The organism is Pseudaquabacterium pictum (assembly GCF_005403045.1).
GTDB lineage: Bacteria > Pseudomonadota > Gammaproteobacteria > Burkholderiales > Burkholderiaceae_C > Pseudaquabacterium > Pseudaquabacterium pictum.
Map to the genome: position 1 here is coordinate 23,951 of NZ_BJCL01000001.1, position 13,126 is coordinate 37,076.

At 74.2% G+C, this 13,126-nt stretch carries 8 protein-coding genes; 3 read left to right on the forward strand and 5 right to left on the reverse strand.

Annotation, left to right across the window (positions count from 1 at the left end):
• Positions 1-190 precede the first annotated feature (190 nt).
• The 3 genes from FFT10_RS00095 to FFT10_RS00105 all read left to right on the forward strand — a co-directional run bounded on the left by FFT10_RS00095 (position 191) and on the right by FFT10_RS00105 (position 1,859).
• Complete coding sequence (locus FFT10_RS00095; RefSeq protein ID WP_137730733.1) at positions 191-751, forward strand: GNAT family N-acetyltransferase; 561 nt, start codon at positions 191-193, stop codon at positions 749-751.
• A gap of 159 nt (positions 752-910) precedes the next feature.
• The gene (locus FFT10_RS00100; protein WP_137730734.1) at positions 911-1,420 is read left to right on the forward strand and encodes a hypothetical protein; all 510 of its coding nucleotides are present in this window, start codon (positions 911-913) and stop codon (positions 1,418-1,420) included.
• Between the two features lie 16 nt (positions 1,421-1,436).
• Positions 1,437-1,859: a hypothetical protein gene (locus tag FFT10_RS00105; protein ID WP_137730735.1), complete on the forward strand. Its 423-nt coding sequence runs from the start codon at positions 1,437-1,439 to the stop codon at positions 1,857-1,859.
• A gap of 107 nt (positions 1,860-1,966) precedes the next feature.
• Here the strand turns inward: FFT10_RS00105 and recD are convergent, their stop codons facing one another.
• The 5 genes from recD to FFT10_RS27595 form a co-directional block, all read right to left on the reverse strand.
• Entirely contained in the window at positions 1,967-3,901 is a 1,935-nt protein-coding gene (gene recD, locus FFT10_RS00110; protein WP_137730736.1) for an exodeoxyribonuclease V subunit alpha, read from the reverse strand.
• Complete coding sequence (gene recB / locus FFT10_RS00115; protein WP_137730737.1) at positions 3,898-7,611, reverse strand: exodeoxyribonuclease V subunit beta; 3,714 nt, start codon at positions 7,609-7,611, stop codon at positions 3,898-3,900. The genes recD and recB overlap by 4 nt, the downstream gene beginning before the upstream one ends.
• On the reverse strand, positions 7,608-11,066 hold the full coding sequence (recC, locus tag FFT10_RS00120; RefSeq protein ID WP_137730738.1) for an exodeoxyribonuclease V subunit gamma: 3,459 nt from the start codon (positions 11,064-11,066) through the stop codon (positions 7,608-7,610). The genes recB and recC overlap by 4 nt, the downstream gene beginning before the upstream one ends.
• 61 nt (positions 11,067-11,127) lie before the next feature.
• Positions 11,128-12,864 (reverse strand): methyl-accepting chemotaxis protein, encoded by a 1,737-nt coding sequence (locus FFT10_RS28715; RefSeq protein ID WP_137730739.1) that lies wholly within the window; start codon positions 12,862-12,864, stop codon positions 11,128-11,130.
• Between the two features lie 39 nt (positions 12,865-12,903).
• A complete protein-coding gene (locus FFT10_RS27595) occupies positions 12,904-13,056 on the reverse strand; it encodes a hypothetical protein (RefSeq protein ID WP_154694073.1) in 153 nt (50 codons plus the stop codon).
• Positions 13,057-13,126: the final 70 nt, after the last annotated feature.

Genomic DNA, 13,126 nt, shown 5'->3' on the forward strand with positions numbered 1-13,126 from the left:
CCGCTGCATCCCTGATGGCGTCCGCGAACAAGCCGGAGCACGATTTGCGCCACAGCGTATTTGCCTGTGAAATCAACGCCATGGACACGGCGTCCGGTGGCACCGGCGCGGTGCTGTCACTTTTTCCGACACCGGCGTTCGCTGGCGAGCCGCGCGGCCGCAGCCCGCCTCGAGATTTCCAAGGATCCACATGACCAGCGACGGGTCACTCGCCACATCCCACGCAGACTGGTGCGGCTCGGATGCGGCCGGTCTGCGGTTCACGGGCCCTGACGAAGCCGCCGGCCCCGAATGCGAGCGCATCCTGCGCAGCCTGCCGGCCTGGTTCGGCATCGAGCAGGCGCTGCAGGACTACGTGGCCGACGCCGATCGCTACGCCACGTTCTTCGCCGTGGCAACGGCGCCGGTGGCCTTCATCACGGCGCGGCAGCACGGTCCGCAGGCGTGGGAGGTGCATTGCATGGCCGTGCATGCCGCATGCCGCGGCAACGGCATCGGGCGGCGGCTGCATGCGCATGTGGAGGCCTGGCTGCAGGCCCGGGGCGCGCTGGTGCTGCAGGTCAAGACGCTGGCGTCGTCCCATCCCAGCCCGGACTATGCCCAGACCCGGGGCTTCTACAGCCGGCTGGGCTACCTGCCGCTGGAGGTGTTTCCCCAGCTGTGGGGCCCGCACCTGCCGGTGCTGCAACTGGTCAAGTGGCTCGGTGGTGTACCCGCAGCTGCGGCTCCGGGCGACCGGCCGGGCCTATGATCCCCGGACCGCTGCACCCGCCACACCGCACCATGGATGCCACCCGATTCCCGTTCTGCCCGGCCGGCGAGGACGGCAGCCCGGGCAAGTTCGGCCGGCCGCTGCCGGACGGCGACACGCCGTGACGCGACCCGGCGACCGGGCTGCCCGCTGAGCACGATGCCGCAGCCCGCGCCCCTGCCCGACGGCGCCTTCCTGGCTGACTATGCCCGGCGGGGCGCCTACACCGATTGCTTTGCCACCACCCTGCCGGGCCGCCTCGGCCTGGCGGCGCTGGTCGAGGCGGTCTACACCAGCCCGCTGTTCAAGCTGGAACGCTGGGTGCTGGCCACGCTGCTGCGCCTGCCGTCCACCGATGCCCAGGCCCGCCAGGTGGCGCTGGGCCATGCCGAGCGGTTTGCCGCCTGGCGGGTGGAGCGCAGGTCAGACACCCAGATCCTGCTGGATGCCGGCCAGACCCGGTTGTGGCTGGCGGTGGCCGCCGGGCCGGCGGGCGCGGCGTCCACCACCTTGCTGTTCGGCTCGGCCGTGCTGCCGCGGCGGCCCGGTGGCCGGTTCGGCTGGCTGTTCCATGCCCTGGTGGGGGCGCACCGGGTCTATTCCCGGCAGTTGCTGGCGGCGGCGGCGCGGCGCATCGGCGCCGTGGGCCTGGCGCAGCAGACGACCTAGCGCAGGCCGCAGCCCCGTGTCCATCGCCCTGTACCCCGCGCTGGTGTTCACCGTGGCGCTGCTGGTGACCACCGCCTACTTCCTGCTGGGCGGGCTGCCGCTGCTGGTGCTGGACCACGACACGCCGCTGGATGCGCGCTTCATCCGCGGCTTCTTCAACCTGTACTACAAGGCGGCCTTCATCACCGCGGTGGGCACCGCGCTCAGCTATGCCGCATGGGGAAGGCCGGGCTTTGCAGTGGGCGCAGCGGGCCTGGCGCTGGCGGCCGTGCTGCTGCGCCGCCGGCTCACCGCGGCGATGGACCAGCTCGCCAGCCGGATCCAGGCGAGCGAGCCGCTGGCCATCCAGCGCTTCCGTCGCGTCCACCTGCAGGCGCTGCTGGTCAACCTGCTGCAGCTGGTGCTGCTGGTGTGGGCGCTGACCCGGCTGGCGCTGTGAGCCGCCCATCCCACCCGGCAATGGACCTTGTCCGATGACATCCGACAGCATGCCCGAGGGACCGGCTACCTGTTTCCCGGCGATCGGGAAGACGGACGGCCAGCCGATCAGCCGCCGCCCAGTTCGCGCAGCCGCGCCTGCAGGCCGGCGTTGCGCTGGCTGCTGGCCTGCACCGCTGCGGCCAGCACATCGGCACCGGCGGCCAGCTGCACCCGCTGCCGGGCGCGGGTGATGCCGGTGTAGAGCAGCTCCCGGCTCAGCACCCGGCTGCGCTGGGCCGGTAACAGCACCAGCACGGCATCGAACTCCGAGCCCTGGGACTTGTGCACCGTCATCGCCCAGGCGGTCTCGTGCGCCGGCAGGCGGGCCGGCGGGATGGCGCGCCAGCTGGCGCTGCCGTCGCCCCCGGCCGGGAACACCACCCGCAGCGCACCATCCGGCCCCGGCAGGGCGATGCCGATGTCGCCGTTGAACAGCTTCAGCGCCGGATTGTTGCGCAGCACCATCACCGGCCGGCCGGCAAACCAGGGGTGGCGGGCATCGCCCACCTCGCCGGTGATGGCCTGGCGCAGGCGGCGGCTGGTGCCGTCGTTGACCGCGGCCACGCCGCGCGGCCCCTCGCGCAGCGCGCACAGCACGCGGAAGCGGTTGAACGCGGTGTGCAGTGCGGCGGCGGCGTCATCGCCGGCCCCGGTGCCGGCGGCCAGCACCTGCCGGCAGACCTGCACATAGGCCGCATAGCCGTCGCCGATGGCCGCCAGCGTGGCGGCAGCGGGCTGGGCGCCGGCGTCGTCCAGCCACTGCAGCGCGCCGCCGCCGGCATCGCCGTCGCGCAGCGTGGCCAGCACCGCCGCCGGCTGGCCGGCCAGGGTGTCGGCGGCCAGACGGCCGATGCCGGAGTCGCGCCCGAAGCGGAAGTTGCGCTGGAACCAGGCCACGCTGTCCGGCAAGGCGCTGGGCGGCGCGCCGGCAGGCCGGCGTGGTGGCGGCTGGATCCTGGCCGCCGGCAAGCCGCACAGCCGTGCCAGGTGGGCGGTGGCGGCGGGGCTGAGCGTGGGGTCGGCGCTGAGTTCGGCAAACACCGCGCCCGATTCGACGGCCGCCAGCTGGTCCTTGTCGCCCAGCAGCACGATGCGGGCCTGCGGCGGCACCGCCTCCAGCAGCCGGGTGGCCAGGGCCAGGTCCAGCATCGAGGCTTCGTCCAGCACCAGCAGGTCCAGCGCCAGTGGATGGTCGGCGCCGTGCTCGAAGGCCTGTTCTCCCGCCCCGGCCACGCCGCCGCGGCCGGGGCGCACACCCAGCAGGCGGTGCACCGTGGTGGCGATGGTGGGCAGGCGGGCCTGCAGGTCGGCGGGCAGGTGTGCGGCACGCTGGCGCAGTGCCTCGGCCAGCCGGGCTGCGGCCTTGCCGGTGGGCGCGGCCAGCACCACCCGGGCATCGGGCGTGCGGGCCAGCAGACAGGCCAGCAGGTTGACCACGGTGGTGGTCTTGCCGGTGCCGGGGCCGCCGCTCACCACGGTGAGCCGGCCGCGCAGGGCCAACGCGGCGGCCAGCATCTGCCAGTCGGGCTCCGTCGCCTGCGCGCCGTCGTGGCGGAACAGCCGGGCCAGCTGGTCGGCGGTGGCGGCATCGGCGGTTTCGTCGACCGGCAGCGGCGCGGCGCTCTGCAGCAGGCGCCGGGCCAGCCGGCGTTCCAGGTCGAAGTGGCGGTGCAGGTAGAGCCGGCCGTCGTCGTCCAGCACCAGCGGCTGGTTGTCGGGCGCGGCGGGGCTGCCGACCACGCGGCTGGCCACCAGGGCGGCGCGCCAGGTGGAGGCATCGCCCGGCAGCGGCGGGTGGGTGCGTTGGTCGGCCGTCAGCGCGGGCAGGTCGGCCAGCCACACGCAGACATGGCCCAGTCCGGTGGCCAGGCTCAGTGCCTGAGCGGCGCTGGCGGCCGCCTGGGCGGCGCCGGCCGGCGCGCCACGGCCGGCTGCCCAGCGCTGCACATGGGCGGCCAGGCCGCGGGCCAGGGCGTCGGCGGCGTCGAAGCCACTGCTCATGCGGTTTCTCCATCCAGCAGGGCCGACAGGTCGGCCAGCAGCGCGGCGCTGGGGCGCAGCAGCTGCACGCCGGTGGGCATGCCGTCGGCCTGCCGCCAACCCGGCCGCAGGCCGCGCACGAACAGGTACAGCGCGCCGCCGAAGTGCTGGTCGTGCCGGTAGCCGGGCAGCCGGTGCTGCAGCCAGCGCTGCAACGCCAGGCTGTACAGCAGGGCCTGCAGCGGGTAGTGGTGGTCGGCCATCGCGGCCTGCAGGGCGGCGTCGGCATAGTCGGCCGGGCGGTCGCCCAGGTGGTTGCTCTTCCAGTCGAGCACGAACCAGCGGCCGTCGTGCTGCAGCACCAGGTCGATGAAGCCTTTCAGGTACCCGTGCAGCTGGCCGAAGCCCAGCCGCGGCGCCGGCCAGCCGTGGGCGGCCAGTGTGCGGGCCAGCGCGGCAGCGCTGAGCCGTGGCGCGGGCAGGTGGAACTCCAGTTCGACCAGACGCTGGCGGTTGCCGATGGCCTGCAACTGCAGCGGGCGCGCCGTGCCCACCGGCAGCGGCGTGGTCAGCACATCGGCCAGCATGCCCTGCAGCATGGCGGCCAGCGCGGCGGGCTCGGCGCCGGCCGGCTGCGGCGGATGGCGTTGCAGCGCCTGCGTGGCGGCGGCGGGCCAGGTGCGCGGATCGCTGAAATCGGCCAGCTCGAAGGCGGTGTGCACGCACACGCCGGCCTCGGTGCCGCGCGGGAAGCGCAGCACGTCCTGCGCGGGCAGGGCGGTGGCGGGTGCGTCCGGCTCGGCCGGGGCCACGGTGCTGTCGTGGTCGGCGCCCGCGCGGGGCTGCAACGGGCTGTCGGGCTCGGGTGGCGTGGCGGCTTCTGCATCGGCGCTGGCGGCCAGCTGGCTGAAGCTGCCGATCCACCAGCCGCGCGGCAGTGGGGCCGGCGGCCGCAGGGCCTGCAGCGGCGCGTCACCATCGCTGGCCGGGGGCAGCGCCAGCGCGGGCAGCGCCGGCAACGGGGACACATCCACCACGCTGGGCGCGGCCAGCCGGGTCCAGGCAGCGTCCAGCTCCGACGGTGTGGCCACCTTGCGCTTGGGGTTGAACCAGTCGGCGGCCTGCAGGCCATCGCCGAGCAGCAGCCAGTTCAGCAGGCTGCGGGCGCTTTCGGTGGTGCTGACATGGCCGAAGGACTGCATGCTGTAGCTGCCGGCCAGCAGGTAGCAGCGGTGCACGGCGCGGGTCAGTGCCACGTAGACCAGGCGCAGTGTCTCGGCGGCCGCCTCGGCCTTGGCCTGGGCCTTGGCGGCGGCGGGGTCGAAGCCGGCGTCCAGCCCGGCACGGAAGTCCAGCACCGCCTGGCCGTCGTCGTCATGGCCGGGGACGCCATCCAGGCCGTCGCCGCCGGGTGCGAGGCGGCCGTCCCACAGGAAGGGGCAGAAGACGATCGGGTACTCCAGCCCCTTGCTCTTGTGGATGGTGACGATCTGCACCAGGTGCTGGTCGCTCTCCAGCCGCAGCTGGGTGGCCTCGTCGCCGCGGGCGCTGTCGCGCTGGGCCTGCAGCCAGCGCAGCAGGGCTTCGGGCGAGGGCAGGGTGGCGCTGGCCTGGTGCAGCAGCTCGCCCAGGTGCAGCAGGTTGGTGAGCCGGCGCGCGCCGTCGGGCGCGGCCAGCAGGCGCTGGGCCACCTGCTCGGACTGCCGCCACTGCTGCAGCACCACGCCCACACCACGCTGGCGCCATTGGCTGCCATGGCGGGCGTAGCGCTGCACCAGGTCCAGCCAGGCGGCTTCGTCGCCGGCCAGGGCGTCGATGGCATGGGCTTCCAGGCCGTGCCAGCGGGTGGCCAGCGCGGCCTTCAGCAGGCCGTCGCGGCCGGGCTGCAGCATCGCGGCCAGCACCCGCTCCAGCTCTTCCGCATCGGGGCCGTGGAAGACGCTGGCCTGCGACAGCTCCACGCTGCCCACGCCCAGCGTGGCCAGGGCCTGGCGCATCGCGCTGCCTTGAGAATGGCTGCGCACCAGCACGGCGATGTGGCCGGCGGCCAGCGGCCGGCCGGCCAGCGTGATGCGGCCGGCGCGGGCCTCCGTCAGCAGGCGGGCGATCTCGGCGGCACAGGTGGCCGCCGCGCGCTGGCGGGCCTGCAGCTTCGGCAGCGGGCCGCTGCGGCTGCGCGGCAGCGTCCACACCTGCAGCGCAGCGCGGGGTTCCGTGGCATCGACCAGCGGCGGCTTGGGCTTGGCGCCTTCGGTCACCGGGTGGTAGCGCAGGCCGGGCTGCAGGAAGGCGTTGCCGTGCCGGGTGAACAGCGTGTTCAGCGCGCTGATCAGCGGGCCGACGGCGCGCTGGTTCTCGCCCAGGGTGTAAGTGGCCAGCGCCTCGCTGCGGGCCTGCAGGTAGGTGTGCAGGTCGGCATGGCGGAAGCTGTAGATCGCCTGCTTCGGATCACCCACCAGGAACAGCGGCGGCCCGGCCTCGCCTTGGGGCGGATCGGCATAGATGCGGCGGAACACGGCCCACTGCAGCGGATCGGTGTCCTGGAACTCGTCGATCAGCGCGGCCGGGAAGCGCTGGCGCAGTGCGGCGGCCAGGCCGGGCGCACCGTAGTCATGCAGGCGCTGGTGCAGGTTGGCCAGCATGTCGTCGAAGGCCACCACCCGCTGGGCGCGCTTGGCGGCGCGCTGCTGTTCGGCGCCATCGTGCAGCAGCCGGCGCAGCAGGCGCAGGCGGGCCAGTTGCAGGGCCTGGGTGCTGGCGGTGGCGGCGTCCAGCAGGGCTTGGGCGAGGCCGAAGAACGGGTGTTCGGGCGGTGTCTGGCCCTTCTTGGTCCGCAGGTCCAGCGTGTCGGTCGCCAGCAGCGCCAGGTTGGCGGGCAGGACGGCGGGCGGACTGGCGTCGGTCAGCACGGCATCCCAGTCGGCCACCGCGGCCTGCACCAGCGCGGGCTTGTAGTAGGCGGCGTGCAGCCGGGGCAGGCTGTCGAGCAGCAGGGCCAGCACCGCCTCCCGCTGGGCGGGCCAGGCGGCGCGGGCGGCGGCGAGTGCGTCGGCCAGCCGGGCATCGCGCGCAGCGCGGTCGTCGGGGCCGTCGATGCCGTCAGGCCACAGCAGGCGGGCCAGCGGCCGGGCCAGCTGGCGCTGCAGCAGCTGCAGCCAGCGGGCCGGGCTGTCGCCAAGCTCCAGCAGATGGGCGGTCAGCACCGGGTCGGCTTCGGGGCCGGCCACATGGCGGCGCCAGAAGTCATGCACCGCCTCGGCCAGCAGGGCGCTGTCGTCGGCCAGCAGGTCCTGCACCAGCGGCATCTGCGCGGCCAGCGGGGTGTCGGCCAGCGCCCGCTGGCAGAAGCCGTGGATGGTGAAGATGGCCGCCTCGTCGAAGCTGAGCAGCGCCGCGCGCAGGCGGGCGGCCAGGTCGGCCGGCTCGGCACCCTGGGCCTGCAGGCTGGCCAGCAGCCGGGGCACGAAGGGATCGGCGCCGGTGGTGGCGGGCGCTTCCAGCCCGGCCAGGGTGTCGACCAGGCGCTGGCGTAGCCGTTCACGCAGCTCGGCGGTGGCGGCGTTGGTGAAGGTGACGACCAGGATCTGCTGCACCGTGCAGTGACGCTCCAGCAGCAGGCGCAGGTACAGGCCGCAGATCGCCCAGGTCTTGCCGGTGCCGGCCGAGGCCTCGATCAGCCGCACGCCGCCCAGCGGCACGCCGAAGACATCCAGTGCCTGCGGTGCCGTCATGCCGCGGCTCCGTCGTCCAGATGCGCGAACAGCGGTTCCAGCACCAGGGCACTGACGGCCTCGAAGTCGGCCAGGCCGCCGTCCAGCGGATCGGGCCGGCCGCGCCACACCAGCCGGTGGGCGGGATCGGCCTGCTCGGCAAACGGCCGGCGGGCGCTGGCCATCCAGGTGGCGCGGGCGGCGCCCAGGCTGCGGCCGCCGGCCATCCAGGCCCAGGCGGTCTTGGGCAGGAAGGGCAGCGGCTGCCGCTGGCCCTGGGCCCACAGGTCCAGCAGTTGCTGCAGCAGCAGCAGCGGGTCGTCGACCGTGCGGAAGCCGAAGCGTGCGCCACGCCCCAGCCAGCGGGTGCGCCCGGCCACGCCGGCCGGCGCGCTGGCGCACAGCGCCAGGTGGGCCAGCCAGGCCTGCAGGTGGTCGGCGGCGCGGGGGTCGTCGTAGCGGTGCAGCAGCAGGCCGTCGGCGCGCAGGCCGGTCAGCGTGATGTCCAGCGGCCAGGGCTGATCCACCCCGCCGATGGGGATGGTGAACGGCAGGCTGGCGCTGTGCGGCGGCAGCACCTGCGCGCGGCCGGCATCGGCCAGGGCCTGGGCATGGGCACGCAGCAGCGGCAGCTCGGCATCGACCACCTGGCGGCCCACCGGCCCGCCGGGCAGCCGGGTGCCGGCCTGGGCCAGCGTGGCCAGTGTGGTGTCGTCGACGGTGGTGCCAAGTTCGGCGGCCTGCAGCAGCGGCGGCAGCAGGCGGTCGGCCAGGTCTTGCCGGGCCGGGAAGTCGGCCAGGAAGGGTTCGTCGTCACCCAGCGTCTCGTCGGGCTGGCGCAGGGTGAGGCCCAGGCGCTGCAGCAGGGCCCGGGCGGGGTGGCGGAAGAAGCGTTGCAGCTGCTGCAGCGACAGGGGCGCCGGCGTGGGGGCTGGCAGCGGCTGGGTGAAGAAGGCGGTGATGGAGCCGGCGTCGGTCTCGTCGGTGTCGGCTTCTTCGGAGCTGTCGTCGCCCGCACCGTCGGTGGCCGGGTCATCGTCGCCACCCGCATCGGGCCCGGTTGCCGCGGGCACCTGGGTTGGCGCTGCCGCCTGCCCGGCTGCCAGCGCGGCCGCGTACTCGCCGTGGAAGCTGCGCAGCCGCGCATCGCCGCCTGGCTGGAAGCCCCGTGGGTCGAAGGCCTGCAGCGGGTGGTCGACCACCAGATGGGCCAGCACGGCGGCCCGCGGCGCGTCGATGGCCGGCACCAGCACATCCAGCAGCTCCGACACCAGCACGGACGGCGGCAGGTGGCTGTTGTCGCGCACGCTGCGGCCGGTGTGGCTCAGGTACAGCCGCTCGCGGGCGGCCAGCAGCAGGTCGAGGAACAGGTTGCGCTCGTCCTGCCGGCGCTGGCGGTCGCCGGGGCGTGGATGCCGGGCGATCAGGTCGAACTCGGCCGGGCGGTTGGCGCTGGGGAAGGCGCCGTCGTTCAGCCCCAGCACGCAGACCATGCGGTAGGGCAGGCTGCGCAGGCTGGGCAGGGCCGAGAAGGTGATGCGGCCGGTGGGCACGCCGCCGCGCGCAGGGTCGTCCAGCGCCTGGGTGAGGGCCTGGCGCACGACATCCAGCGCCAGCGGCAGCGTGGGCGCGCCGTCTGCCCACACGCCCGCCCAGAGGTCGGCCAGGCCCTGGATGGCGGCGCGCAGGTCGGCCAGCGCGTCGGCGCCGGCGGTGTCGGGATGCAGCAGACCGTCGGCCAGCGCCAGCAGCAGCGGCGGCCAGTCGGGCGCCGGCAGCGGGTGGGCGGTGCGCAGGCGCAGCGTGTCGATGGTCTGCAGGAAGGCCCACAGCGCGCCCAGGGGCAGCGCAGCGCTGCCCTCGGGCTCGCCAGCGGGCAGGCGCCCGTCGAACGGGCCGGCGCCCCCGGGCAGGGCATGGCCGAGGAACAGGCGGTCCAGGCCGTCGGCCCAGCTGTGGCGGGCATCGTCACCCAGCCCCAGGCCCTGCCGCTGGGCACCGTCGAAGGCCCAGTGCACGCCGGCATCGAGCACCCAGCCGTGGATGCGGGCCAGGTCCTCGTCGTCCAGCCCGAAGCGCGTGGCCACCACCGGCTGCTGCAGCAGGCCGAACACCGCGCTGGCGGTGCCGCGCGCTGCGGCCAGGGCCAGGGCGTCCAGCAGCGCGCGGGCGGCCGGGTTCACCTGGCTTTGCGCCCGGCCGGTGATGGTGAAGGGCAGCGCCAGCGCCGGTGGCGCGGTGCCGAACACGCTGTCGATCACCGGCGCGGCGGCTTCCAGGTCGGGCAGCACCACCAGGATGTCGCCGGGTGCAGGCGGGTCGGGCTCGGCGAAGCGGGCCAGCAGCGTGTCGTGCAGCACCTCCAGCTCGCGGGTGAGGCTGTGGCAGACATGCAGTTCGATGCTGCGGTCGGCGCGGTCCAGCGGCAGGCTGGCAGGCGCCAGGTCCTGCAGATCCAGGATCGCGTTCTGCAGCGTGGCCAGCAGGCTGCTGCCGGGCGCGGGGTCGAAATGGTCGTCGTCGACCACGCCGTCGCCGCAGGCGTCGACCAGGGCGGCCAGCTGGGCCTGCGTCTGCTGGCCCCAGGCGGCCAGCAGGCGGTGGCCGGTTTCCAGGTGCTGCGCCTTGCCAGCGGCGGCCAGGCGGGCCAGGCGGCGCGGCTGGACCACGTCGAACCAGTACTCGGCGCAAGGGTTCAGCGCGTGGATGTGCAGGTCCATCCACCGTGCCAGCTGCTGCAGCAGTGCCAGGTGCACCGGCGCGATGGTGGGCAGGCAGAACACATGGGCCGAAGCCGGCAGACCCGACTGCTGCAGCCGGGCGCGGGTGGCCGGGCTGTCGCCCACCTGGGCCAGTGCGGCGGCCAGGCTGTGGGCGGCGGTGGGGTCGACGGCGGCGCCGTCGGCGGTGTCGGCAATCTCGGCCTGCAGCCGGCGCCACAGCGCGGCCTGCCAGCTTTCGTCGTCGGTACCGGGCGGCAGGACGAGGCGGCCGCCCGACCAAGCCGCCAGCCAGTCGGGCCGGTAGGTGATGTGCTGGTCGACCTGGGCGGCCACGCGCTGGGCCAGGTCGAGCCTTGTGACGGCATCGGCCTGTGCCAGGTAGCGAGCCAGCCGGGGGTGGCCGGCCACCCAGGCGTCATCGTGGAAGGCGGCCAGCACCCGCCAGGCCAGCTGCGCCGGCTGCCAGGGCGCCTGGGCGCTGTCGGCGGTGCGCACCGGCAGTGGCGTGCCCGGTGCGGCGGCGGCCAGCGCCACCGTGCCCTGGGCCCACAGCCAGGGCGCCAGGAAGCTGAAGCGCACATTGGCGCAGATGCCGAAGCGCTGCGCGAGCTGCAGCGTGACCGCGCGGGCCACCGCCTTGCTGGGCACCACCACCTCGGCTGCGGCGAACAGGTCGCCGCCGGTCTGGCCGAGTGCGGTGGTCAGCAGGTCGACCAGGGTCTCCTGGCGGTTGGCGAAGTGCAGGGTGAGCATGCGCGGCGCATTGTCGTCGCGCCGCGGCAGCCAGGCCCGGACGGGCCCGCTGCATCGAAGGTCAGAACGACGCCCAGTCGTCCGCGTCGGCGTTGCTGGTGGCCGGCGCGGCGGCGCGCGGGCTGGCTGCCGGTGCCGCGGGTGCCGGCTTGGCGGCCGTGCGGGGCGGGGTGGCGGCCTTGTGGACCGTGCGGGCGGTGGCCGCCGGCGCGGACGGCATGGCAGCGAACCCCGCCGACTGGCCGGCCAGCTTGAACACCGCCACCGCCTGCACCAGCTGCTGGGCCTGGCTGCGCAGGCTCTCGGCGGCGGCCGCGCTCTCCTCCACCAGGGCTGCGTTCTGCTGCGTGGCCTGGTCCATCTGGCTGACCGCCTGGCCGACCTGCTGCACGCCCGCGCTCTGCTCGGCGCTGGCCGAGGTGATCTCGGCCACGATGTCGCTGACGCGCTGGATGGCACCGACGATCTCGCCCATGGTCTTGCCGGCGTGGTCGACCAGCCCGGTGCCCTGCTCGACCTGCTCGACGCTGCGGCCGATCAGGGTCTTGATCTCCTTGGCCGCCTCGGCACTGCGCTGCGCCAGGCTGCGCACCTCGCTGGCCACCACGGCGAAGCCGCGGCCCTGCTCCCCGGCCCGTGCCGCCTCCACCGCCGCGTTCAGCGCCAGGATGTTGGTCTGGAAGGCGATGCCATCGATGACGCTGATGATGTCGCCGATCTTGCGGCTGCTGTCGTGGATGCCCTGCATGGTGGTCACCACCTTGCCGACCACCTCGCCACCCTGGGCGGCCACCGCCGATGCGCCCTGCGCCAGTTCATTGGCCTGGCGGGCGCTGTCGGCGTTGTGGCGCACCGTGGTGCCCAGCTCCTCCATCGTGGCGGCGGTCTGCTGCAGCGCGCTGGCCTGCTGCTCGGTGCGGCCGGACAGATCCTGGTTGCCCTGGGCGATCTGGGCGCTGGCCGTGGCCACGCTCTCGGAATTGCTGCGCACGCCGGCCACCACCTGGGACAGGCTGGTCTGCATGCGGGCCAGGTTGGCCATCAGGCTGTTGGTGTCGCCGGGCTGCAGGACCACCGGCACGCTCAGGTCGCCGCGTGCCACCCGCTCGGCCACGGCGGCGGCCTCGGTGGGCTCGGCGCCGAGCTGGCCGAACACGCTGCGCGCCAGCAGCACGCCCAGCAGGGCCGTCACCAGGCACAGGCCGATGCCGCCCAGCACCAGGGTGGTCTGCGTGGTCGACGCGGTGGAGGCCAATGCCGCCTCACGGGTTTCCAGCAGATCGGCTTCGGCCTTGGCGAAGGCGGCGACGTTGGCGCGGAAGGCGTCCATCGCCGCCTTGTCCTTGGCAGCGCCGAACTCCTTCTGCAGCACCTCCAGCGGCGACTTGCCCGCCGTGACATCGCGGCGCACCGTGGCCAGGTTGTCGGCCACCGCCATGAAGGCCTTGTGGTCGGCCATCATCTTGTCGAGCCGGTCCTGCTGCGCCGGGTTGTCGGCGGTGAGCGTCTTGGCCTTGTCGAAATGCGCGCTGAAGTCTTGCCGGCCCTGCTTGAACGGTTCCAGGAACCGCTCGTCACCGCTGGCGACGAAGCCGCGCAGGCCGGTCTCGATGTTAACCATGCTGAGCAGCAGTTTCTCGGACTCGGTCAGCACCTTGTGGGTGTGGGTGTTCCAGCGCACCGTCTCCAGCAGCTTGCCGGTGTTGACTAGCGCCAAGCCCATCAGCAGGCCAGCGATGGTGAGCACGGCGGCAAAGGTCAGGACGAGCTTCTTCTTCAGGGTCCACTGGTTGAGCATGTCGGCAGTCTTCTGGAGGTGGAGGAGGTCGGCGGCCGCTCAACCCCACGGCCACAGCTGGTCATCGGCAGCCCAGGCCGGTGGCTTGAGGCCGGATTCCTCCCATTCACCGCGCTGCCCGTCGTCCGTGGTGGTGGCGCGCTGGCGCGGAACGGCCCGGGTCTCGCGCATCCAGACCGGCACAGTGGCCACCGGCGGGTGGCCGGGTGACTGCTGCCGCCTCCACACCGGCGCGCCGGGGCGTCCCCACCCGCAGCCTGGC